We start from the raw sequence: 23,440 nt of genomic DNA, 5'->3' as shown, positions 1-23,440 counted from the left end.
CATTGATATTTTTTTAAGATTGCTTGACCTGTTGATACTATGACTTTTTAAAAAACATTTAAATTTTTTGTTTACTGTTGCATCTATTAAAATTTAGATAGAATTATAGATTCTTAGGATTGATTTTTGCTAGTATCTTATCTAATATTTTTATTTAAACTGTTTTTATTTTTTTGTGTATAATTTTATTTTTTATTTACTATTGCCTTTGAATTTTGATCAACAGAGAACTAGTATTATTTTAATACCGATATATTAAATGAATTTATTCGAAAAGCAATTTCAAGATATTATACATTATTTACAGTTTGATGATTATTCTTTAGTTTTAAAGAGAATTATTGACTTAACGTTAGATACGGAAGAGGTATCTTTTTATAAGAAAACAAGTGATTTACTTCAATGGGTTGATTATAATGAATCCAATGAAAAAGGAAAAAAGGAAAAATATTCTGTCATCTTAAATGAACTTTATCAATTTCTTTCTAAAAAAGAAATTCCAGAACCGAAAAAACTTCTTGAAGCCGAAAAAGTTAAAAAATCATACAGTAAATCTGCTTTTTCTTTAGGTCCTATAAGCTTAAAAATTTCCGAAGGAGAAATTATTGGTTTAGTGGGAGAAAATGGAAATGGTAAAACTTCTTTGCTTAGACTTTTATGTGGAGAATTGGAAGTGACTGAAGGAAATATATCTTATACGCTGGATTTTAAAGATCGATATGAGTTAAGAACTAAGTTGATTTATATTCCTCAAAGGCCGAATATATGGTACGGTTCTATATTAGATAATCTTCAATTTACTGCATCTTCTTATAATATTAAGGGAGAAGAAAACGAATTAATGGTTGATTTGATTACTTCCAGAATGGGATTGCGAAACTATCGGAAAATGAATTGGGCTAATCTTTCTTCAGGATATAAAATGAGGTTTGAATTAGCCCGAATGTTACTTAGAAAACCTAAACTTTTACTGATTGATGAGCCTTTAGCTAATTTAGATATTCTTTCTCAACAAACGGTATTGGAAGATTTTAAAGCAATAGCAAAATCTCCATTCAGACCTTTGGGTATCGTTGTAAGCTCTCAGCAATTGTATGAAGTGGAAAAAAATTCCGATCAAGTGCTATTCTTAAAACATGGGGAACAAAAAAATATAAAAAGTGAGAGTTCTGATAAAAAAGAATTGCCTGAATTGATTATTGAGTTTGAATCGGAATGGCCTCAGGAAAAACTCTATGCTTCTTTATCTAAAATCTCTTTACTAAAATTACAATATAATGGAGGTTCTTATATTGCGCATTTTCCTGATACTACGTCGGTGAATAATTTTTTAACTCTTTGTATTGAGGATCAGATACCCATTAAGTATTTTAGAAATATATCTGATTCAACTCGTAGATTTTTTATTTAATTCTTTTAAAAATCCGTGATCATGTTTACAAAAACACAAAAACGTTTGCTAGAAAATTACCCTATTTTATGGAATACAAAATTTGTTCCGATGGGTATAACAGTTCTATTTATTAATATTTTTTTCTTTATTACGGGTTATTTTTCCGGAGCTATTAATTTTTATGAAACGGATTATGATTTAAATAGCACCACTGTCATCTATCTTATTTCAGTTTTAGCTAGTTTATTAATTCTCATTATATGGTTAGTATTTTATTTAAAGAATAATGGCTTTAAGTCCTTTTACCCCAAACAATCCAATGCTCTATATGTGGAATGGCTATTGACTTTTATCTTACTCATCGGCAATCAATTATATCCTTACAGTTATTATCAGGGTATTACATATAAGGAAAGAGCCTTTGCTTCAAAACAACAAATCTATGAAGCTAAAAAAATATTGAATCAAATTCAAATATTAATACCTGATTCGTATAATTATTATCAATTCAATCCTATCGAGAAAACTATTGATTCTTTAGAAAAAGATCCTGATTCAACTCCCATGCACTTATCTCTTCTTAATTTTTATCCATATAATAAGGAGATTGAGCAGGTTAAAAATTGGTTAATTACCGAACAAAAGGATAGCATAAGAAATTTAATTAGGGAATATTTAGATCTTCAAAAAAAACATAGTCTTTCTACAAATCTTACTGTAAACAGTTGGATGAAATTAGTTTATAATCCACCCAATTATATTGTTACTCAATCAAATTATATTAGCAATACAAAAAATCAAAATGATGATAACATAAAAAATTACGTGGAATTTAAAAAACTCGATTATGCTTATCAAAAAATGTTTGACGCATATAATAATGGTAATTTTTCCAATGAGTTTATTTTAATCATTTTATATATTGCTTTAAGTTTATCTATTGCAATATTATCTTTTCGTACAACAAGTGGAAAAGCCTGGTTAATCGCATTTATAACATTTGGATTACTAATTTTTATTAACGGAATTATTTCGGTTTTATTCCATCTATTTTCTTTTGAAATTAATGAGTATAATATCACTTATTTAATAACCATTTATTGGACATTGATACTCTTATTTATGAGCATTTATGTTGTACTTAAACTCTATAAAAAAAGCGCAAAGAATAAATCAATTGTACTGATAAATTTAATTTTATGGATACTACCCTATATGCCTATACTTTATTTTACAACGTTTATGATAATAATGAATGAAACCGTTTATAGTGAAAATCTGAACCATTTTATTAGTACTATATATCTTTACTTTTTTAATCATTCTATCGTCTTTTTTTGGATTAATCTTATATTTGTAGGTATCATTTTATTCTTTGTAGCTAAAATAATAAAAAACTGGAAAGCTTTACCTGAAGAATAGATAAAATTAACCCTATTTTTTATTTTAAATGTACAAAAGATTCCCATTATCCTTGCGAATTTTTTTAGTGATGATCCTTGTTGAGGTCAGCACTATATTTGCTATGGGATTGATAACTTTTTATCAATATATAAGAATTGCAGAGGAATATAACAATAAAAGGCTAGAAAGAAAGGAACAATTAATTATAGAAACTTTCGATTATCTCATTTCCAATCGGAATACAAAACCGGAAGAGGTTAAAAATAAAATTGGCAATAAAATTTATGAAATTTCAGATATTAATAATATCGATATAAATTTTTATTCTCTGGATGGAAAATATATTTTAGGGAATAAATTACCCAATCCAAAGACTGAATTTGTTCCTAAAGAAATCTTAAAAAACCTGAATGTAAATAACGACCGTATAGAGGTTATAAACAAGCTTCCCAATTCAGAAGAAAGTTTTACGTCCGTATACAGATACATTTACAACAATGATTATCAACCTATTACAATTATAAATTTTCCTTTTTTACATGATGAAGCATTTCTAAAAAAAGATTTTTATTCCTTATTATATAGATATTTAGTTATCATGCTTATCGTATTAATTGTAAGTGGTATTTTTTCATGGTTCTTTTCACTTACTTTAACCAGAAAAATTAAAGATATTGCTTATCGGCTTAGGGATACCGGCGCACTTACTCATAATAGACCCCTTTTATATAATTATATTGACGAAGTGAGTCCATTGGTTAAAGCTTACAATATTATGCTGAATAAATTTAGAGAGCAAACTGATGCACTGGTTAAAAAAGAAAAAGATAATGCTTGGCAGGAAATGGCGAGACAGGTGGCTCACGAAATCAAAAATCCGCTTACCCCTATGCGGCTCGAAATTCAAAGTTTTCAATTAAGATTTAATCCTGAAGATCCACAAATTCATGAAAAGTTAGATTCATTAACCCGTTCATTAATACAACAAATAGATACTATTGCCTCGATTGCCGGCGCATTTTCGGACTTTGCAAAAATGCCTGTAAAAAAGGATGAAAAGTTAAACGTAATTGAAGTTGCTAAAATTTCGTTAGAAATATTTCCATCTCAACAAATTTCACTGGATACACTTGATGAATTGGTCATTTTAAATATCGATCCTAATTTATTGAACCGTATATTAACCAATTTAATAAAAAACGCTTTTCAATCGATACCGGAAGAAAGAACTCCCCATATTATTGTAAAAATCAGACAAGACATACGAATGGTTTATTTTTCTGTTATTGATAACGGAAATGGAATTCCGGAAGAAATAAAAAGCAAAATTTTTACTCCTCAATTTTCAACTAAAACCAGTGGAAGTGGTTTAGGTTTAGCTATCATAAAAAAACTTATAGAAGAATATAATGGGTCTATAACCTTTATGTCTGAAGAAGGGAAAGGAACTATTTTCAAATTTGAAATTCCTAAAGGTGAATAATATTTTTAAGTTTAAAAAATTTAATATAATTCAAAATAATTCTGTATTTAAAGTAGGCACGGATAGTGTATTATTGGGTTGTTTTGCTAATGTACATAATGCCTCTCGTATTCTTGATATTGGTACCGGTACAGGGATTCTTTCGTTAATGTGCGCACAAAGAAATCCCACTTCTCATATTACAGCCATGGATTCTGAATACAATGCGTATTCTTTGGCCTTGGAAAATTTTAAAAATTCTCCTTTTTCTCAAAGGATCATAGGTATCCATTGCGATTTAGACCGTTTCTTTAGTGATATATTATTTGATTATATTATTTGTAACCCTCCTTATTTTAAAATTTCGGAAGTATTACATCGTAAACACCCTGTCGCCAGGCAACAAATAAAACTTAACTATCATCTTCTTATTAAAAAATCGGCATCATTACTATCTCAAAACGGAAAAATCGGATACATTTTTCCTATTGAAAATGAAAAAGAAATACTTGAACTATCTAATAGATATAATTTATTTCCCAATCGCATTATATATATTTCAGGAATAAGAAATGGAAAAATTAAAAGAATTTTTCTTGAACTTAGCAGAGACGATAAAAATCCTATAATTGAAAACTTTGTTATCGAAGAAAAAAGTCGTATTTGGTCGGAAGAATATAAAAAATTAACATCAGAGTTCTATTTATAATATCATAGAAAAGGCATCTTTTATATGTTCAATTTGCCATCTATAATCTTTTTTTATGATGGAAATAATATCAAACCTTACATTGGCATCTATTTCCTTACAAAAGACATATTCATTTGCTGCTTTAATCAATAATTTTCTTTTTGATCTGGTTACCGCCTCTATAGGATCAATGATAGTTGTATAGTTTCTAGCCTTAACTTCAACTATTACCAACTCGGAACTATTTTTAGCAATAATATCAATTTCTGCCTTATCATATTTCCAATTTCTATCTAATATTTCATATCCTATATCTAAAAGATAATAAAATGCTTTCATTTCTGCTTCTTTTCCAAATTCATTATGATAAGCCACACTATATTTTTTAGTTTATTGATTAAAATTATATTTATATGAAATACAAATATACTATATTTGAAAAAAAATCCTGTATGAGGAATATGACCCTATTATTTTTTAGTTTTTTTAGTTTCTTTATTTTTTTCTCCTGTGGAGACGAAAATTTTGAACCCTATCCTAATCATGAATTTGATAACCACAAAGGCTTATTACCTTCAGAATATATAAAAACTGAAATAGATAAAAATACGGGGAACAAAGTAACTGTAACTACTTCTATGCAATACGATAATTTGAATAGATTAATAAATATTAAATCGTCTATCTCAGATTCGATAACTAATATTCATATGATCTCTTATAATGAAAGTAATGGTAAAGTTTATACCGTTACTACCGAAAATGCCGGAGGAACTAATTTGTATTCTTATGAATATACCGAACCCGGTATTATACTTGAGCATAGAAGTTTTAAAACAAATCCTCTTCACGGATATCCTGAAATTGAACCTTATACAAGAACCTTAACTGTTTCGGGCGATAAATTACTAAAAATAGAAGATCCAAAAGACGTACAAACCCATCTTTTCAAATACGACATATACGGAAATTTAATTCAATTTGATACTACTATTTATACTTATGATATCTTAAAAGGCTTGATGAACAACGTAAAAACTCCTCATTGGTTATTTGCAGCATTCGAAGGAAATTTTCCATTCACTTACAATCTAGTTAATAATATTACCGGTGATAATAAGGGGACTGTTTATAATTATGAATATAATAAAGACTTACATCCTGATTATCCTACAAAAATTATTCTTAATAACACAGAAGAAATAATTATCAATTATATAGTTGCTAAATAAGTCAAATTTTACCCTTAAAAAAATACACAAACTTTTAAATCTTAATACAATTAAAATTTATTATTGAAAGTAATAAACAATAAATTATTATTCTCAAATCTATTGCATTAACTAACACTAAAAATGATTATATAATTACCTATGAGCTACATTTATAATGTAGCTTTTTGCATTTTATAGTACCTTATTAACTAATCTTAAAACCTAGAGCTATTGAAAAATGAGTCCCAGATAATGAATTTTTAATGGTTTTTACAAGTATATTCAAAGCTGGATATATAGGCAAAATTTTTAGTATTTAAGATTAAATATAATAATTAATAAATAAGTTAGAAAAATGAACGAGTAGATTAAAAATTTACCACAAAATGCGTCCTTTTGTCATTCACTATCAAAATTAGTTGATGCTAGGAAACATGACTATATGTTCCCTTTATTAATTAAATATCTACATAATAGTTTTTAGAATTTTTTATTACAATCTAAACATATTTTTTCCACTTTACCGCCTTTAGTAAAACCTAAAAATATTAATGGCCAAAAGGTAAGAGCTTAAATACATCCTCTTCCCCATCCAAATTGTTTTTTTTGTATGAACGTAAATATTACTACTCCCACAATAAGGGCATTCTAGGTCAGATTTTATTGTATCTATAAAATGTGTTTTTTTTAAATTTTTGCCTAATTTAAAAATAGACTCTTGTTAAAGATCAAACATATATCACTTCCACATCATCTAAAGAAATATATACCAATAATTTACTTGCAACTTTTTTATTCATTCCAACTAAGGCTTTTTCATATAGCGAAATTTGTTTTTTATGATTACTTAATTTTTCACCCGTTTTGAAATCAATAAGTGTTAATGAATCTTGCTGTTCTATGATTCGATCGGGGCGGTAAATTTTTCCTTCATATATTATTTCCCGTTCTTGATATACAGTTATCCCTTTTGAAAAATAATCTTTTAATTGAGGATTGGATATAACTTTATGTATTATATTTTCAATTTCTTCTTCCTGACCGATTGGAATCAATCCCGTCAAAGTAAATTTTTTAATTACAAGTGGCAGATCTTCCGGCGAATTAATTTCTGCTAAAATAGCATGTATACTATTACCGTATTGTATGTCTTCGTTTTCCTCACTATAAAATTTATGAGCCTCGGAACTTACTTTTATTTTAGAATTCCATCTTTCAGAAGTCCATTGTATTTTTTCTTCTTGAACAATATTTTTTGCGCTTTTTTCATTATTTTTCTTAAAATCGGGAGCAGGATAAAGTTCAACTATTCCTTCTGAAGATTTCCCTTGCTGAATTAAAAATTCACCCAACGAACTTAATTTATCTTTTCTTTCTTCCAATAAAAATAATTGTTGTGACGCCCGTGTGGTTGCAACATATTGTATACATAATTCATCTATCTTATTTTCAAATTCTCGTATAGTTACCACCTCTTTTATACTATCACCGGTATCATCTAAGCCTGATTTTGAAGATGTGTAAAACTTATCAAACCCATTATATAAGTCTTTATCAAGTGGAAACCAATATTCTTCCTTTCTAGAATTGCTATCGATCATAGGATAAATTACAATTGGAAATTCCAATCCTTTAGATTTATGTATAGTCATAATTTGGATGGCATTTCGATTATCGGGAAATCGTATGGATAATCCCGGGCTTTTTAATTCCCAATACTCTAAAAATTCTTGTAAACTTATAACTCCGTTCTTTTCCAACTGAACTATCATATCCAATAAGGCAGAAATATATAAATCCTCTTTCTCTCCAAAGCCTAAAGAATTAATAAACTCTTCTACATAATCATAAAAGCTTAAATTATATATTTGTTGATAAGGCAAAGAAATATTCAATTTTTCTTTAAACCAATTAATAATATCGTCAAAATCCAAATCTTTTATTTTACAAATTTCTTCTGTAAAATCTTCAAATTCCGCTCTACCTATGGTAAAAAGAAGATGGAGCATTCTCACCAAATTTTCTTTGTCTTCAGGATTAGAAATCCATTGTAAAGCATAAATAAGAGCTTGGATTTCAGGGGACGATACAACTAATAATGCTTCTTCTGTTAAAATAGGATAACCTTTTTCTGCAATTTTATCTACAATGGAAACACTATGCTTTTTATTTCTTACTAAAATAGTTATATCTTTAAAATCAAAACCATTCTGTAAAGACTCTTCAATTATTTCAACAATTCTTTCTTCTAAGAGATTTTCTTCTTTTGGAGATATAAATGATACCTGTACCCTTCCCCCTTTGGGTAAGTGGGAGATTTGCTGTGCATGGACTCCAAATAATGAAAAATATTCGGGATTATTTACTAAATAAGTAGATAAAAATTGATAATAGGTATTATTAAAATCAACAATATTGGGCAAACTTCTGAAATTATTCTGCAAAGTTTTTACATGAATACCCTTGTCATCTGCATTAGCTATAAGATCGATTAATATTTCAGGATTTCCCGAACGAAATCTGTAAATGGCTTGCTTGGGATCACCAACCAAAGTAATTGTATTTCCATCTGATACTTTTGCATTATCTAACAAAGGAATTATATTATTCCATTGAAGTTGCGAGGTATCTTGAAATTCATCTATAAAGTAGTGATTGTATCTCCCTCCTAATTTTTCATATATAAAGGCTACCGGTTCCTCTTTTAAATGAGTTCCTATAATAGGATTTACATCTGATAAAAATACTACATCATTTTCTGTTTTTCGTCTGTGTAAAAATCGATTAATTTCAGATTGTAATTCAATCGTAATTAGATTTTTACGAACAGATTCATCTACTTTAATTCTAATGATTGCTTGTTTTATTTTATAAAATGCCTCAATAATTTGCGGTGCAATACCCTTTATATCTTCTTCATGAATCGATTTTGATTTTGCATATTTTTCTTCTTCACAAAAAGCTTTATAATAAGAAGAAGATAAGTTTATACTAAGTATTTTGCTCGAATCCTGCATTTTATAAAAAAATCCGGCCATACCTCTCGCTCCTTGATAAAAATCTCCTACTTCTAAACCGCTAGATTCAAATAACGCTATAATTTCATCGGCTGTTTTTTGTATTAAGGTATAATTTTCCTGTACTCGCCTACTTATCAACTGATTCAATTTTCTAAAATCTTCAATCTCTTTAGAAGTCAAAGAATTAATCTGTTCCAGATTCTTTTCTTTTAAAAAATTTTGTGAGGAAGTCAATAATTCCTTTCTAATATCTGTAGATGATTCGTTCTCGAATTTCCAAAATATATAATTTAAAATGACCTCAGCAAAAGGATTATCTGTTCCTAATTCATCTACTAATTCATCAATTGACTGTTTGAGATATTCCGAAGAATCCAGTTCCACCGCAAACGAATACGACAACCCCAATTCTTTGGTAAATGCCTTCATCAATCGTAAATTAAACTTATCAATGGTACTGATGGAAAATAATGAATAATGATGTAAGATATAGGATAAGGCCCTATACGATCGCTGATGTAAAAGATTTATATCTATATTCAGTTCTTGAGATATCTGCTGTAAAACTATATTCGATTGATAATTTTTTTCATCTGAAAAATCCTTTAACCATGAAAGTATGCGCGTTTTCATTTCATTAGCTGCTTTATTGGTAAAAGTTACTGCTACTATGGAACGCACAGACTCTACAGAATCATTTTGCAACAGGATACTAAGGAAATTTTTCACTAAAGTGAACGTTTTCCCTGCACCTGCAGATGCATTGTATATCGTATAGCTTGAACTCATTCAGATGAAAATTAAAAAAGGATTTAACAAAATTAGTTAAATCCTTAATAGTATGGAATTTTATAACTTAATAAAGCTTTTCTCTATCTTCTTTTTTGAAATGAATAAATTAAATGGAATACTCCCGGAAGTATAAAAATACTTCCTAACATTAGTGCCCATGCTAGCATTGCGATAGTTTTATGTATGTATTGGTCTTCAATCAAAGATAGAGTACCCTGTTTTAATATAACTAAATTAGGATAATGCTGGTAGGTTACCGCAAACAATATGGTTAATACCTGAAATCCTGCTAATACTCTTATCCAAGAATATTTTTTTTCTTTCAATGCATATAGAGTTCCAAAAACAGAGACGGTTGCTAAAATTACCGCAATCCATCCGACTGTTTCTCCAAATATCCATTGAATTAAAGGAACATGTGAAAAATAAGCACATACAAATACTAAACCTCCGGTAACCACCACTACAAATAAAAATATAGTAAGTTTTTTAGATAAATATTCACGATCATCAAAATTTTTAACTTGAGACAATGAATAGGAAACAGCCAAATATCCACAAATACTGCAAGTGAAAACACCCAGCGCACATCCAAACGGAGTAAGCCAACTCCAAATATAAGCATTCATAAAATCGGCAGGTTCTACATCAATAGTTCCGGAAACCGTTGCTGCTGCTATAATACCTAAGAAAAAAGGTGTGATTACACTGGAATATCTAAATATTTTATTATAAACAAATTGCCAATGATCTTTAACCGCATCGTAATTTCGAAAAGAAAAGGCAGTTCCCCTGGCAATTATACCTATAAGCATTAATAGTAAAGGTATATGTAAATAGGTTGATAGTACCGAATAAATATCAGGAAACCCTACAAAAAGAATTACAATTACAATGATCAACCACATATGGTTAGCTTCCCATACGGGACCCATTTCTTCATACATGATTTTTTCAATTCTTTTTTCATTTTTGTGTTTACTGAATAATTCTAAAATTCCAACTCCAAAATCTGCACCTCCTAATAATAAATACAAAGCGATCGCTGTCCAGAGGAAAAAGATTACTACATATAAATAAAACATACTCTACTTCTTATTAGGTTTATAATTCTTATCCGTTGCGTCATATAATATAGGAACCATTTTCATTTGCCTATATAAAAGGAAAATTACAATGGCTGATAAAGAAATAAAAATAGCTGTGAATAAATAGAATGAATATGCTATTCCGGGCATAGGTGTTACGGCATCAGCTGTCCTCATTACTTTATAAATAATCCATGGTTGACGTCCAACTTCCGTTACGGTCCATCCTGCCTCCAGCGCTATATATCCCAAGGGGGTAGCTATTACAAATAATTTATAAATCCATTTTTTTGTAAGCCACTTTTTAGTTTTGAATCTTGCCAATAAATAGATAACAGCCAATATCATTAATGCCACACCTAATATAATCATGATTTGAAAGGAATAATGTGTAATTGCAACGGGCGGTCTATCGTCTTTGGGAAAATCAGTGATTCCTTTAACCGGATCTTTTACATTTCCATAAGCTAAAAAACTTAATAAACCGGGTATTTTTATAGCATAATCAACTCTTTCTTCCTTTTCATTTACAATACCTCCTAAAATAAATGAGGCCGGGGCTTCTGTATGGAAGTGTGCTTCCATGGCCGCCAACTTTTCCGGTTGTCTTCTGCTTACATCTTTCGCAGAGATGTCTCCACTTAACGGTTGAATCAAAGCTGCAATACATGCACAAGTGGCAGCAATTTTAAATGCTTTACTATGAAATTCGATATTCTTTTTCTTTAAAATCATGAATGCATGCATACCGGCTACGGCAAATCCGGTAGCCACAAATGCGGCTATTATCATATGTAATGCCTGAGAAAACCAAGCATCATTAAACATTGCCTTTACAGGGTCTATGTTTATATAGTTTCCGTTAACATAATCGAACCCTGCGGGACTATTCATCCAAGCATTAGCTGCTAAAACCAGTATACCTGATGACAATCCGCTAATTCCAACTAATAATCCTGTTAACCAGTGAAACCAAGGATTGAATTTATTCCAACCGTAAAGAAAGAATCCTATAGCTATAGCTTCTACGAAAAAGGCAGTACCTTCTAAAGAAAAAGGCATTCCAAAAATTGGACCTGCATGTTTCATGAATTCAGGCCAAAGCAATCCTAATTCAAATGAAAGCATGGTACCTGAAACCGCTCCGGTTGCAAATAATATTGCGATTCCTTTACTCCAAGCCTTTGTTAGACCTTTGTATACTTCATCTCCGGTCTTTAAATATTTATAATGTGAAATTGCCATAAAGAAAGGCATAACCATACCTATACATGAAAATATGATATGGAATCCTAATGAAACTGCCATCTGCGATCGAGCAGCAATAAAATCATTCATTGAAAAAACAAATTAAAGGGTGCAAATTTATAATAATTCTTAACTTTTAAAATCATTTAATAAAAAGTTTTACTATAAGTCATGATTTATTTTATCATTATATAACAATAATTTAATTAAGATATTTATATAATTATATTTTTTTAGCATAATTATCATAGTTGCTTTCACTTATTATAAAAAACAACTCATATTCATTATTGTTAAACAAATCATTATTTTTTATTAAAAAATTATGCCGAAAATTTAGAATTACTAATTAAAATCTTATTTTTTGAGGTCAAACTTCAAAAAAAAGAATTTTCAACATCAATATTTATTTGTAATTTGATTTTAATTATTGAGGTTCAATTAATTTAAAATTTACTTTAAGTAGGCATGGTTATAATTCATTAAAATAAAAGGGCTTAGCGCTAAAAAGAAGGAGGATTTTACTTATTATTTAATTTTTTATTTACAATGAGCTAAAATTAAGAGCTATTTAAAGAATTAAAACCATTCAGTTATGAAACTTTATTTTGAATATTAAAGTTTCCAATTATATATGTTACTAACATTATTATTTTTCGAATGTCAAAATAATTTACTCATTTTTAGATAAATATTTTCCCGGATTTTTTTTGAATTCTTCCTTACAATGTGAACTGCAAAAACCATATAATTTACCTTGATAATATAAGGTATCTTTTAAATTTTCATGGGTAGACATACTACATACAGGATCTACTTCATTCACAACTTTTACGTTGGAGAGTATTTCTTCCTTGCTAGTATCCTTATTATTCTTAAACTCACAAGATGCCATCAACATCATTACAATTATATTGAGTGCGATAAATTTTATATTTTTTTTCATTAGTTATGAATTTTAATTTTAAAATATGAAGTTTTAATTTGAACTCCATAATCGAGCTAAATGCATGAAATCTTCTACAGATAATTGTTCGGCGCGTAGATTTAAAAATTCATGGGATTCAAGATGTTGAGGAATGTTTAAAACTTTTAATGCATTTCTCAGTGTTTTTCGTCTTTGATTAAATCCTGCCTTTACTATTTTAAAAAAGAATTCATCATCTATTCCCTCTATTTTATCTCTATATCGTTTTAAGCGTATAACTGCCGATTTAACTTTGGGAGGTGGTGTAAATACATTTTCATGAACAGTAAATAGGTAGTCTACGTTATAATATGCTTGGGTTAAAACGGATAATATACCATAAATTTTATTTCCTTTTTGAGCGGCAATTCTTTCTGCTACTTCTTTTTGAAACATTCCAACCATTTCAGGTATTGCATGCTTATTTTCTAAAATCTTAAAAACAATTTGTGAAGAAATGTTGTAGGGAAAATTACCGATTACAGCAAAATTATCTGAAAATAATTCCTCAAATTCTAACTTAAGAAAATCACCTACGATATTGTTTTCCAGTTGAGGATAATTTATTTTTAAATAATCTACAGATTCCTTATCAATTTCAGCAACATATACTTTCACCTGTTTTTGAAGTAAAAACTGAGTCAGAACTCCCATACCCGGACCAACTTCCAACACTAAGTCATACGGATGATAGCTTAATGAATCTACTATTTTTGAGGCGATATTCTGATCATTTAGAAAATGTTGCCCTAAATGCTTTTTAGGTTTAACTTTCAATTGTATCTTTATTTTAACAATAATTTATATCCAAAATTACACTAAAATAAATGAAGTTTTTATATTTTAGCGAATATTTAATAAAAATATGGCCAATAAAACAGACAAGCTAAATAAGGGAAGATTGCGTTCTTCTAACATTACTGTAGTCATCAGTATTTCTTTAGTCTTATTTTTAATTGGAATCATTGGCATGATTGTAATTAATGCCAATTCTTATATTGATTATTTGAAAGAACAAATGGTGATTGAAGTTTTCTTTAAAAACGACAGAAACAAAAATAATCTAATAAAAAATGAAAAAGCCCAACTAAATTATCTTGACAGTATACAAGTAAATCCCTACGTAAAAAAGGCTAAGTATATATCTAAAGAACAAGCAACTTACACCGCAAAAAAAGATTTAGGAGTTGATTCTCAATCTCTTTTCGAAGAAGATATATTTCCGGCTTCCATTACTATCGCTTTAAAACCGGAATATACTGATTCCGTACATATTGAAACTATAAAAAAGCAAATTCAAAAAAATGTTTTAGTTGATGAGGTAAAATCCGACAGTAATTTATTGACTCAGATGAATAAAGGAGTTAGAAAAATTACCTTAGGTATTTCCATACTCGCCGGTATTATCTTATTAATTGCCATTTCATTAATTAATAATTCCATTCGATTGAAAATTTACGCTAAAAGATTTATAATCAAAACCATGCAATTAGTGGGTGCAAAGCGTTTATTCATAATGAAACCCTTTTTAATTCAATCGGTAATTTTAGGAGCCATAGGATCTGCAATAGCCTTAGTTCTTTTATTCGCCGTAAATTATATGCTTATCCGTTATAATATTCTTCCGCCAATTGTAGATTATTCTAACCATATTATCTTGTCTTTATTTATTTTGCTTATTGGAATTTTGATCACAACGGTTAGTACATGGTTTGCAACTTGGAGATATTTAAAACTTAAAATTGATGATCTATATTATTCATAATTCTTAAATTGGCTGAAAATTTAATTTTATGAAAGATCAACCATCAAAAAATATATATTCTGAATCTGATAAACCTTTTTTATTTGGAAAAAGAAATTATACATTTATGTTTATCGGTTTGGGTTTAATTGCTCTAGGTCTTATTTTGATGACAGGACCGGATGCGAATACTGTAAATGGAGTTTATGATAAGAATAACTGGAACGAAGATATTTTTAGTTTCAGAAGAATTCGACTGGCCCCAATTCTTATTGTTCTTGGGTTTTTAGTCGAAATTTATTCAATCATGACTTATTCTAATCCAAAAAAGAACTCTAAATGAATACGTTAGAAGCGATCATTATTGCTATTGTTGAAGGTCTTACAGAATATTTACCTGTTTCCTCCACTGCCCATATGATTTTTACCAGTTCCATTTTAGGAATACAAGAAAATAACTTTGTAAAAATGTTTGAATATTGTATTCAACTGGGCGCAATCTTAGCAGTTGTTGTTTTATACTGGAAAAAATTTTTCGATTTTAAAAGATTAAATTTTTATTTGAAATTAATATGTGCTGTAATTCCTGCTTTAATTTTAGGTAAATTATTTAATGAAAAAATTGATGCTATTTTAGAAAAACCCATTCCTATTGCCATCGTTTTAGTTGTTGGCGGATTTATACTTCTGTTTGTAGATCGTTTTTTTAAAAATCCTACTATACTTAAAGAAGAGGATATTTCAATTAAACAAGCTGTAATTATAGGTTTTTGGCAATGTTTAGCAATGATGCCGGGTACCAGCCGATCTGCAGCCTCAATTATTGGCGGAATGCAACAAAAATTAAGCAGGGAGGTTGCCGCTGAATTTTCTTTTTTTCTGGCAGTTCCTACTATGCTGGCGGTTACTGTATATTCTCTTACATTAAAAACATGGGAAGAAAACGGAATCAGCATGAAAGGGTATGAACTATTGGCTTCAAATAATAATCAAATGTGGCTTTTTATTTTAGGAAACCTTGTTGCCTTTGTAGTAGCAATTTTTGCTATTAAATTTTTTGTTGGAGTGATTAAAAAATACGGATTTAAAATTTGGGGCTGGTACAGAATTATTATAGGTTCTTTATTATTGATATATTTTATTTACTTCCAAAAAGCTTAAAATTTTGAGTTTTATTTATTAAATATTCGCTTACAATTTAAAAAAGTTGAATTTAAGATTTTATGTTTACTTAAATATTTTATGTACTATAACGCATTAATAATTAACTGTTTTTATTTTTCTATATTTTAATAGTAAATTAAATATTTTGTATGGGATAAACACAATTGCTTATTTTAGTTTAAATTTATACCTTATTAAAAACCAAATTATATAATCTTCAAAAATTACCTGAAGTTCGATATTCTCAATAATCACACTTTATTATTATTTATTTTTCAGTTAAGGAATGTAATTTGCATTCATAAATTTAACAGATGTTATATATTTTTAGAGTTTATAAATATCTAATAATATAATAAACTATATACAAGATAAAGCTTAAAAAATACTTTTTAATTAATATTATCATAAATTTACCAAAAACTAATAATAATGTCAATACACTCGGAATTTAAAACGATAACTACTGAAACTTTCAAAAAAATGAAAGTTTCGGGAGAAAAAATATCTATGTTAACTGCTTATGATTACACTATGGCAAGTCTTGCAGATGAAGCCGGAATAGATGCTATTTTAGTTGGCGATTCTGCAGCTAATGTAATGGCAGGATATGAAACTACGTTACCTATAACGTTGGATCAAATGATTTATCATGCCCAATGTGTATCAAGAGGAATTAAAAGAGCTTTATTAGTTGTAGATTTACCTTTCGGTACCTACCAATCCGATCCTTTACAAGCTTATCATTCTGCCGTTCGAATTATGAAAGAAACCGGTGCTTCCGCAATAAAAATGGAGGGAGGAATTGAAATAAAAGATTCTGTAGAAGCCATTGTTAAAGCCGGTATTCCTGTTATGGGACATTTAGGTTTAACTCCTCAATCCATTCATCAATTTGGATCTTTCAAGTTAAGAGCGAAAGAAGATGCCGAAGCAGATAAATTAATTTCCGATGCTAAATTATTAGAGGAAATAGGGTGTTTTTCACTAGTATTAGAAAAAATACCGGCTCAATTAGCAGAAAAGGTAACCAATGAATTAGATATTATTACCATTGGTATCGGTGCAGGAAATGTTACTGATGGTCAAGTTTTAGTTATTCATGATTTACTAGGCTTAAATAAAAATTTCAAACCTAAATTCGCCAGAAAATATTTACATCTTCATGAACAAATTGTTGAAGCCGTTTCAAATTATGTTCAAGATGTGAAAAGCCAAGAATTTCCAAATAAAGAAGAAAGCTTTTAAATTTTTCACCTATTTAAGGATATAAAATTTTAGTGTCCTAAATTATTGGAATTATTTTTTTAAAAATATGCTTACTGAAAATCAAATACTTTTTGAAGATAATCATATCATCATTATAAACAAAAAAGCCGGTCAGCTCGTTCAAGGAGATAAGACCGGTGATATTTCATTATTGGATGAAGTAAAATCTTATATTAAGCAAAAGTATTCCAAACCCGGAAATGTTTTTGCCGGACTTGTTCATCGCATTGATCGTCCTACTTCCGGCATTGTTATATTTGCTAAAACCAGTAAAGCCCTTACTCGATTGACGGAAATGATCAAGAAAAGAGAAATTAAAAAAACATACTGGGCGGTAGTAAAAAAAAATGAAATTCCTGAAACACAAAGGTTAGTTCACTATTTAAAGAAGAATGAAAAAAATAATAAGGCAATTATTTTTAATTCATCGAGTGCTCAAAGCGGTTCCAAAGAGGCCATTCTAACTTATAAAATAATAAAAAAATCTGACCATTACCTATTATTGGAAATCGATTTGGAAACAGGAAGACATCATCAAATACGAGCGCAACTCAGTGCAATTAAATGTCCAATCAAAGGAGATCTAAAATACGGTGCTGATCGTTCCAACTCTGATGGCAGCATTCATCTATTAGCCAGAAAAATTGAATTTATTCATCCCATTAAGAAGGAAAAGATTGTACTGAAAGCTCCTGTTCCGGAAAATGATAATTTATGGAAAAGCTTTGAAAATTAGAGTTTTTTGAAATATAAATATACAGTACTCATATTGTAAAATCCGGAAAATATATACGCTAAACCGGTTGCTATTGCTGCTCCTGTTATTCCATAGTGAGGAATCAATAATAATCCTACAATTAGCTGAATAATAATAGCTCCTACGGAAGCATAAATATTCTTTCTTAGTAACCCTAATGCTGCTGAAATATTTCCAAAAGGAATCAATACGAGTAAAGAAAAAACCGAAGCTATCATAAGAATATAAAAGGCCGTATTTGCCTGATAATTACTTCCAAATAATAAATTAATTATAAAATCTCCAAATAAAAAAAATATCGATATAAGCACACTTCCCAAACTAAAAAAAATTATAAAATAATTTTTCATATAAGTTTGAAAATACTTTTTGTTGTTAAAATTCTTAACAAATTTAGGATAATCTGTTACTATAAACATTTGAGCAATAAAGAATAAATTAAAAGGAATGATAGATGAAATTCTATATTCTGCAATACTAACTGCCGAAAGAAAATATCCTACCATAAATGTATCTATCGATGAAATAGAAGAATGTAAAAAATTAGCTACGGAACTACCTATTGAATACTTCCAAAATTCTTTTTTAGATAAGGGAAGTTTCGCATTTTCTTTAAACCTACTATATTTCTTAAGGAAGCAATAAAAAAAAATAAATGAAATGGATAATGAAATTACATACCCATAAACTCCAAATATAAAGCTGAACAATAAAGAAACTACTAATGTGCTAACATTAAAGACCATATCCGTCATTGCATATCCATAATTATTATCTCGTATTTGAAAATCTATGCGTATTTGATAAAAAAAGGAAAGACTGACGAAACGTAAGCTCAATAGTAATGAAATTATTGTTAGATAATTATATTTTGTAGCAAACAACAAGCAAATAATAAGAAATAAAAATATGGTGATACTATTGAGCTTATTGCCTACTTTAAAATTATAAATACTTAATATATCCTTTTCCTTATTGTCGGAAACTAATGAGCCGTAGCGAAGTAATGCATTTTGACTTCCCATATTTATAAAGGGCATAAGAAATGATAAAATGGACAAGGCTAATGTAACCGATCCAAATTCCTCTTTGGTAAGAATTCTAACTATAAAAAACGAATTACTTACCATAGCCAATTTACTTACTACTTGAGATATAGCAATATATCCTCCTTTATTTTTTTTGAATTCAAGTAAAAAAGATGATAAACTTTTTATCATTGGTAGTATCTATTTAGTGTATTTGAGCATAACATTCATATATATTTGATCCATTTTTTTTGCTATACTTTTTATGCTAAAATGCTTTTCAGAAAATTGATGCATAACGTCAGCTTCAGCAAATTCTACTTTACCCGTAATACATTTTCCCATTGCTTCATACAATTGATCCTCATTACCTTTTTCTATAAGAATCCCAAAATTTTCAGGAAACAACTCAGAAATTCCTCCTACATTAGTCGAAATTACCGGCAAACCGCACGAAAATGCTTCATTAATTACACACGGTTGACTTTCAGTATTACTAAACATGACTAATAGATCCGCATTCTTCATTTTATCCGAAACCTCAACTTCAGATAAAGAGTCAAAAGTAAAAATGTATTCTTCCAGCTTATTATTTTTTATAAATTCTTTTATATGAGTATTATCTCCATCCCCTCCTATTTGAAGTGTAAATCTATATCCTGAATCAGCTAATCTTTTAGTTACATTCAAAATACCTGTAATATTCTTGTATTCATTGTTTAAATTCGAAATATGAAGAAATTCATTTTTTTTCTTTTTTTTCTCTAATGGTTTAAAAATTTCCGTATTTACCACATTTGGAACAATACTAAATTTCCCCTTAATTCCTTTATTTTTCATGTTTAACTCCAAATCTTTAGTTACAGGTATCAAACAACTTGCTTTAGAACAAATTAGTTTCATTAGTAGATAATAAAGTTTGAGAGTCAGACTAGAATTGTTTGTGAGCCAACGCGACCAGTGTTCTGTAACTACAAAATTTATGTTCTTCCTCATCTTAAAATAATAAGCAAGAATAGCATAATAATGTAAGACATGAATATGAAGTAAATCTACTTTTTCTATTTTCCGTAAACCTTTTATATAGGCTTGACATTTTTTTACGTAGTTAATGAGTTTATAAGAACTTCCTTTATAATAAATTTTTAAAATAAATAAATTTTTTTCTTTATCCGTATTAAGTTCAAATTCTTTTTTTAACTGTTCATCTCTTTCAACATAAAGAATACTTACCTTATGTATTGTTGCAACCGCTTGAGCATGTCGTAAGATAAAATTACCATTTTTAGGATTTTTTTTGGAAGGAAACCAATAAGGTAAAAAAAGAATATGTAATTTTTGTCGCATCAGTAAAAGAGAACAAATTACAAATATATTATTTTTATCCAGATAATTAATTTATTATTTTTGTTAGTTAAAATGACTAAACGAAAAAAAGTATTAGTTTCTGTAATTAATAATATAGCTACTGATCAAAGAGTAGAAAAGGTTTGCAATTCCTTATATAAAAATGGTTACGAAATTTCAATTATCGGTACTAATTTATATGGAAAGCCCCCATTAAATAGACCCTATTCTTTTCACCGTTTCCATCTTGCCTTTCAAAGAAAATTTTTATTATTTGCAGAATTTAATTTTAAATTATTTTGGAAACTATTATTTAAATCCGATAAACATACCATATTATTAGCTAACGATCTGGATTCTCTTTTACCTAATTATTTAATTTCAAAATTTAAAAAAATTCCTTTAGTCTTTGATAGTCATGAAATATACTCTGAGCTGCCCTCCATACAAGGTAGATATGCTCAAAAACTATGGAGAAAACTTGAAAAATATCTTATACCCAAAATTGAATATTTTTATACCGTTAGTGAAGGATATGCAGATTTTTTTGAAAAAAAATACAGCAACCGCCCTATTATAATTAATAATGTTCCAATCATCGCCACTGTATCCGACAAGAATAAAGATATTCATACTAAATTACCTGAAACCCCATGTAATAAGAAAATTATAGTATATCAAGGAGCCATTAATTACAGCAGAGGGATTGATAAAATGATAGAAGCCATGAAATATATTGAAAATGCAAAATTATGGATTATTGGTAATGGCCCATTAAAAAACACATTCGAAAATTTATGTAAAGAATTACGTTTAGATCATAAAATTTATTTCTTAGGAGAAATTTCACCTGAACAACTAAAATTAATAACTCCTAAAGCTGAGTTAGGTATGAGTCTGGAAGAAGACGGGGGCCTAAGTTATCGTTATGCTCTCCCCAATAAAATATTTGATTATGTTCATGCTAAAATACCCGTTCTAGGAACCTATCTTCCGGGAATAAAAAACATGATAAATGAAAATCAAATTGGCGAAGTAATTACTAATCATTCAGCGATTGAAATTTCAGAAAAAATAAAATTATTACTTTCTAGAGGAAAAAAACATTATGAATATAATTTGGAAAAAACATCAATAAAATACAATTGGGAAGCGCAGGAATCTACTTTATTAAATATTTTCAATCAGGCGAGTAAATAACACAAATACCCTATTTTGTATAACTGAAAAATTTTTAAATCTGCATTTTCGGACAATAAATTCTTTTTCATTAAACCACGATTTTTTTTAAATAAGTAGGTTACGAATTTAACGCCGTTCACTTTTTTTATTTGAAAATATACTTTTGCTAGTCTGATTTTTTTACATAGTATTTCATCATGTTGTATTAAACTTGATAAATTTTTTATAGCTTCTTCTGTTTTGTTTAAAAATATATGGTTCGATTCAATTCCCTCATGATAAACAGGATTTTCTATTAATTCAAGTTTAATAGTATTTGCTTCTAAGGTTAACCCAAACATTGTATCTTCATATCCATAATTGCCTTCTAAAACAGGAAAAGGAATGGAATGAAAAATACTTTTTCTAATCATTACATTAGCTGTTTTTAAATAGAGATAATTTGAGTTACCAGAATTTTTTTTTAAAGTAGTTTCTTCATAAGTAACTCCGTATTTCCAACGTAAAGACTTCTGAATAGTTTGTTCCAAATTCCTCCTATATAATATAGTCCCGCTTAAAACCTGACTTTCACAATGAATAGATGAAACAAAAGTTTTAAGATACGATGAAGTAGCCGGTATAACATCGGAATCCATGAATACTAACCATTCATAGTTAGCTTTTTGTGCTAAAAAATTACGGGCTTTAGCTCTTCCTAAATTTTCTTCGGAAATGATATAAGTAAGATTGTTTTTTGCACAAAATAATTGATTACTTTTAGTGATTTCATGATTGACAGAGGCATCATCAAGAAAAAGCACCTCATAGGGTACATTTAATTCTGCTCCTTGTTTTACCAATTCTTTACCTAAATTTATAATGGAATAATTATAAACCGGAACAAGAATTGAAATCATAGAAATTTAAATATTATAATTTCAATTAATATAATTTAAATAAAAAGATCATTGGAATCACCATGATAAATCTTTCCATTTTCACATTTAATAGTTTTTGCAGGAAAGTTCTTAATCATCGAATAATCATGAGTAGCCATTAATATGGTACAATTATTTTGTTGTGCAATGCCTTTAAGTAACAGCATAATCTCATTAGAAGTTTCAGGATCCAAGTTTCCGGTCGGCTCATCTGCCAAAATTAAGGACGGATGATTTAATAAGGCTCTTGCAATAGCTACCCGTTGCTGTTCACCTCCGGAAAGTTCATGCGGCATTTTATGTTTTTTTGTTGCCATTCCAACGCTTTGTAAAACCTCCTCAATTCTTTCATTGATGGCATACGCGTCTTTCCATCCGGTCGCTTTTAAAACAAACAATAAATTCTTTTCTACACTCCTATCCGTTAATAATTGAAAATCTTGAAATACAATACCTAACTTCCTTCTTAATGTAGGAATTTCACTATCTTTCAAGGAAACCAAATCAATATCAACTACTTTCCCCTGCCCCTCAAGCAAAGGAATATCTCCATATAAAATTTTTAACAATGAGCTTTTCCCACTACCTGTTTTACCAATAAGATAATAAAATTCACCCTTTTCTAAGCTCATGTTAACATGACTTAGAACTAAAAAGTTTTTTTGATAAATATTAGCATTTCTTAAGTACAAAATAGGCTCACTCATTAGTAAAAGTTGTATAAGTATTTATAAAAGAGAATTAATTTTC

The 23,440-nt window shown here is 28.7% G+C and carries 21 protein-coding genes; 11 read left to right on the top strand and 10 right to left on the bottom strand.

From position 1 onward, the window contains the following. Window positions 1-259: 259 nt before the first annotated feature. The 4 genes from GYM73_RS01080 to GYM73_RS01065 are packed head-to-tail and all read left to right on the top strand — an operon-like array spanning window position 260 to window position 4,968. Window positions 260-1,411, top strand: coding sequence for an ATP-binding cassette domain-containing protein (locus GYM73_RS01080; RefSeq protein WP_220233863.1), 1,152 nt, complete (start codon window positions 260-262; stop codon window positions 1,409-1,411). A 21-nt stretch (window positions 1,412-1,432) separates the two neighbouring features. Next, entirely contained in the window at window positions 1,433-2,815 is a 1,383-nt protein-coding gene (locus GYM73_RS01075) for a hypothetical protein (RefSeq protein ID WP_220233862.1), read from the top strand. A 52-nt stretch (window positions 2,816-2,867) separates the two neighbouring features. Further along, the gene (locus tag GYM73_RS01070) at window positions 2,868-4,280 is read left to right on the top strand and encodes a HAMP domain-containing sensor histidine kinase (protein ID WP_220233861.1); all 1,413 of its coding nucleotides are present in this window, start codon (window positions 2,868-2,870) and stop codon (window positions 4,278-4,280) included. Continuing rightward, a complete protein-coding gene (locus GYM73_RS01065) occupies window positions 4,273-4,968 on the top strand; it encodes a tRNA1(Val) (adenine(37)-N6)-methyltransferase (protein ID WP_220233860.1) in 696 nt (231 codons plus the stop codon). The genes GYM73_RS01070 and GYM73_RS01065 overlap by 8 nt, the downstream gene beginning before the upstream one ends. On the opposite strand, the gene GYM73_RS01060 is transcribed toward GYM73_RS01065, so the two are convergent. Further along, complete coding sequence (locus GYM73_RS01060; RefSeq protein ID WP_220233859.1) at window positions 4,963-5,325, bottom strand: YraN family protein; 363 nt, start codon at window positions 5,323-5,325, stop codon at window positions 4,963-4,965. The genes GYM73_RS01065 and GYM73_RS01060 overlap by 6 nt on opposite strands. A gap of 38 nt (window positions 5,326-5,363) precedes the next feature. Between GYM73_RS01060 and GYM73_RS01055 the strand changes: the two genes are divergently transcribed. Then, complete coding sequence (locus GYM73_RS01055; RefSeq protein ID WP_220233858.1) at window positions 5,364-6,182, top strand: hypothetical protein; 819 nt, start codon at window positions 5,364-5,366, stop codon at window positions 6,180-6,182. A gap of 710 nt (window positions 6,183-6,892) precedes the next feature. Here GYM73_RS01055 and GYM73_RS01050 read toward each other — a convergent pair. The 5 genes from GYM73_RS01050 to rsmA form a co-directional block, all read right to left on the bottom strand. Then, the gene (locus GYM73_RS01050) at window positions 6,893-9,973 is read right to left on the bottom strand and encodes an exodeoxyribonuclease V subunit beta (protein WP_220233857.1); all 3,081 of its coding nucleotides are present in this window, start codon (window positions 9,971-9,973) and stop codon (window positions 6,893-6,895) included. An 83-nt stretch (window positions 9,974-10,056) separates the two neighbouring features. Further along, window positions 10,057-11,061 carry a cytochrome d ubiquinol oxidase subunit II gene (locus GYM73_RS01045; RefSeq protein ID WP_220233856.1) on the bottom strand — a complete coding sequence of 335 codons (1,005 nt, stop codon included), beginning with the start codon at window positions 11,059-11,061 and terminating at the stop codon, window positions 10,057-10,059. 3 nt (window positions 11,062-11,064) lie between these two features. Continuing rightward, window positions 11,065-12,402 (bottom strand): cytochrome ubiquinol oxidase subunit I, encoded by a 1,338-nt coding sequence (locus GYM73_RS01040; RefSeq protein WP_160542420.1) that lies wholly within the window; start codon window positions 12,400-12,402, stop codon window positions 11,065-11,067. 583 nt (window positions 12,403-12,985) lie between these two features. Continuing rightward, window positions 12,986-13,216 (bottom strand): YHS domain-containing protein, encoded by a 231-nt coding sequence (locus GYM73_RS01035; protein WP_255570995.1) that lies wholly within the window; start codon window positions 13,214-13,216, stop codon window positions 12,986-12,988. 75 nt (window positions 13,217-13,291) lie between these two features. Further along, entirely contained in the window at window positions 13,292-14,056 is a 765-nt protein-coding gene (rsmA, locus tag GYM73_RS01030; RefSeq protein WP_220233854.1) for a 16S rRNA (adenine(1518)-N(6)/adenine(1519)-N(6))-dimethyltransferase RsmA, read from the bottom strand. A gap of 88 nt (window positions 14,057-14,144) precedes the next feature. Here rsmA and GYM73_RS01025 point away from each other — a divergent pair, with 88 nt between their 5' ends. The 5 genes from GYM73_RS01025 to GYM73_RS01005 all read left to right on the top strand — a co-directional run bounded on the left by GYM73_RS01025 (window position 14,145) and on the right by GYM73_RS01005 (window position 18,192). Beyond that, window positions 14,145-15,044 carry an ABC transporter permease gene (locus tag GYM73_RS01025; protein ID WP_105297125.1) on the top strand — a complete coding sequence of 300 codons (900 nt, stop codon included), beginning with the start codon at window positions 14,145-14,147 and terminating at the stop codon, window positions 15,042-15,044. Between the two features lie 28 nt (window positions 15,045-15,072). Continuing rightward, window positions 15,073-15,366, top strand: coding sequence for a DUF3098 domain-containing protein (locus tag GYM73_RS01020; RefSeq protein ID WP_105297124.1), 294 nt, complete (start codon window positions 15,073-15,075; stop codon window positions 15,364-15,366). Then, entirely contained in the window at window positions 15,363-16,184 is an 822-nt protein-coding gene (locus GYM73_RS01015) for an undecaprenyl-diphosphate phosphatase (protein WP_220233853.1), read from the top strand. Before GYM73_RS01020 ends, GYM73_RS01015 begins: the two co-directional genes overlap by 4 nt. 435 nt (window positions 16,185-16,619) lie before the next feature. After that, complete coding sequence (gene panB, locus GYM73_RS01010; protein ID WP_220233852.1) at window positions 16,620-17,435, top strand: 3-methyl-2-oxobutanoate hydroxymethyltransferase; 816 nt, start codon at window positions 16,620-16,622, stop codon at window positions 17,433-17,435. Window positions 17,436-17,502: 67 nt separating this feature from the next. Beyond that, on the top strand, window positions 17,503-18,192 hold the full coding sequence (locus tag GYM73_RS01005) for an RluA family pseudouridine synthase (RefSeq protein WP_220233851.1): 690 nt from the start codon (window positions 17,503-17,505) through the stop codon (window positions 18,190-18,192). Here the strand turns inward: GYM73_RS01005 and GYM73_RS01000 are convergent. Both GYM73_RS01000 and GYM73_RS00995 read right to left on the bottom strand, forming a co-directional pair. Next, window positions 18,189-19,433 (bottom strand): oligosaccharide flippase family protein, encoded by a 1,245-nt coding sequence (locus GYM73_RS01000; protein WP_220233850.1) that lies wholly within the window; start codon window positions 19,431-19,433, stop codon window positions 18,189-18,191. The two genes, GYM73_RS01005 and GYM73_RS01000, sit on opposite strands and share 4 nt — an antisense overlap. A 9-nt stretch (window positions 19,434-19,442) precedes the next feature. After that, window positions 19,443-20,588, bottom strand: coding sequence for a glycosyltransferase (locus GYM73_RS00995; RefSeq protein ID WP_220233849.1), 1,146 nt, complete (start codon window positions 20,586-20,588; stop codon window positions 19,443-19,445). A 72-nt stretch (window positions 20,589-20,660) separates the two neighbouring features. Here GYM73_RS00995 and GYM73_RS00990 point away from each other — a divergent pair, with 72 nt between their 5' ends. Beyond that, entirely contained in the window at window positions 20,661-21,788 is a 1,128-nt protein-coding gene (locus GYM73_RS00990; protein WP_220233848.1) for a glycosyltransferase, read from the top strand. Here the strand turns inward: GYM73_RS00990 and GYM73_RS00985 are convergent. Then, window positions 21,773-22,669 (bottom strand): glycosyltransferase family 2 protein, encoded by an 897-nt coding sequence (locus GYM73_RS00985; protein ID WP_220233847.1) that lies wholly within the window; start codon window positions 22,667-22,669, stop codon window positions 21,773-21,775. The genes GYM73_RS00990 and GYM73_RS00985 overlap by 16 nt on opposite strands. A gap of 35 nt (window positions 22,670-22,704) precedes the next feature. After that, complete coding sequence (locus GYM73_RS00980) at window positions 22,705-23,397, bottom strand: cell division ATP-binding protein FtsE (RefSeq protein ID WP_105297116.1); 693 nt, start codon at window positions 23,395-23,397, stop codon at window positions 22,705-22,707. Window positions 23,398-23,440 lie beyond the last annotated feature (43 nt).

Source organism: Apibacter sp. ESL0432 (genome assembly GCF_019469225.1).
Taxonomy (GTDB): domain Bacteria; phylum Bacteroidota; class Bacteroidia; order Flavobacteriales; family Weeksellaceae; genus Apibacter.
Note: the sequence above shows the minus strand (reverse complement) of the source record. Positions and strands in the feature narration are given on the sequence as shown.

Excerpts from the sequence above, each read along its gene's own strand:
- GYM73_RS01015 (WP_220233853.1), top strand. The coding sequence starts at position 15,363 with ATGAATACGTTAGAAGCGATCATTATTGCTATTGTTGAAGGTCTTACA.
- GYM73_RS01080 (WP_220233863.1), top strand. The coding sequence starts at position 260 with ATGAATTTATTCGAAAAGCAATTTCAAGATATTATACATTATTTACAG.
- GYM73_RS00990 (WP_220233848.1), top strand. The coding sequence starts at position 20,661 with ATGACTAAACGAAAAAAAGTATTAGTTTCTGTAATTAATAATATAGCT.
- GYM73_RS01000 (WP_220233850.1), bottom strand. The coding sequence starts at position 19,433 with ATGATAAAAAGTTTATCATCTTTTTTACTTGAATTCAAAAAAAATAAA.
- GYM73_RS01040 (WP_160542420.1), bottom strand. The coding sequence starts at position 12,402 with ATGAATGATTTTATTGCTGCTCGATCGCAGATGGCAGTTTCATTAGGA.
- GYM73_RS01035 (WP_255570995.1), bottom strand. The coding sequence starts at position 13,216 with ATGATGTTGATGGCATCTTGTGAGTTTAAGAATAATAAGGATACTAGC.
- GYM73_RS01055 (WP_220233858.1), top strand. The coding sequence starts at position 5,364 with ATGAAATACAAATATACTATATTTGAAAAAAAATCCTGTATGAGGAAT.
- GYM73_RS01045 (WP_220233856.1), bottom strand. The coding sequence starts at position 11,061 with ATGTTTTATTTATATGTAGTAATCTTTTTCCTCTGGACAGCGATCGCT.
- GYM73_RS01050 (WP_220233857.1), bottom strand. The coding sequence starts at position 9,973 with ATGAGTTCAAGCTATACGATATACAATGCATCTGCAGGTGCAGGGAAA.
- GYM73_RS00995 (WP_220233849.1), bottom strand. The coding sequence starts at position 20,588 with ATGCGACAAAAATTACATATTCTTTTTTTACCTTATTGGTTTCCTTCC.
- panB (WP_220233852.1), top strand. The coding sequence starts at position 16,620 with ATGTCAATACACTCGGAATTTAAAACGATAACTACTGAAACTTTCAAA.
- GYM73_RS01075 (WP_220233862.1), top strand. The coding sequence starts at position 1,433 with ATGTTTACAAAAACACAAAAACGTTTGCTAGAAAATTACCCTATTTTA.
- GYM73_RS01025 (WP_105297125.1), top strand. The coding sequence starts at position 14,145 with ATGGCCAATAAAACAGACAAGCTAAATAAGGGAAGATTGCGTTCTTCT.
- GYM73_RS01020 (WP_105297124.1), top strand. The coding sequence starts at position 15,073 with ATGAAAGATCAACCATCAAAAAATATATATTCTGAATCTGATAAACCT.
- GYM73_RS00985 (WP_220233847.1), bottom strand. The coding sequence starts at position 22,669 with ATGATTTCAATTCTTGTTCCGGTTTATAATTATTCCATTATAAATTTA.
- GYM73_RS01005 (WP_220233851.1), top strand. The coding sequence starts at position 17,503 with ATGCTTACTGAAAATCAAATACTTTTTGAAGATAATCATATCATCATT.
- GYM73_RS00980 (WP_105297116.1), bottom strand. The coding sequence starts at position 23,397 with ATGAGTGAGCCTATTTTGTACTTAAGAAATGCTAATATTTATCAAAAA.